At 72.5% G+C, this 236-nt stretch carries 1 pseudogene; it reads right to left on the bottom strand.

Features of this window, described 5'->3' with window-relative positions:
• Positions 1 to 236 (bottom strand): annotated as a pseudogene (locus PSUB009319_RS23000) (hypothetical protein); the annotation flags it as partial.

The raw sequence follows: 236 nt of genomic DNA, 5'->3' as shown, positions 1-236 counted from the left end.
CGGCGCGGCCGTGGTGACGTGCTCGACCACCTGGCCAGCCTTCTCGGCTTGCGGCACAGGCCTGGCCTGGATCTCTGCCTTCGGCTGCGGCTGCACTGCGGGCGTCGGATCGGCACGGAAACGCTCGGCCACACGCTGCGCGTTCAAGCTCGATGTGGCCTCCTGTGCCGGCGCAGCGGCCTTGCTGCCGGCCTGAGCCTGCGGCTCGACCGGCGCGGCCGTGGTGACGTGCTCGA

The sequence above is a fragment of the Ralstonia sp. SET104 genome (assembly GCF_003851545.1).
In the GTDB taxonomy this organism is placed as follows: Bacteria; Pseudomonadota; Gammaproteobacteria; order Burkholderiales; family Burkholderiaceae; genus Ralstonia.
Note: the sequence above shows the minus strand (reverse complement) of the source record. Positions and strands in the feature narration are given on the sequence as shown.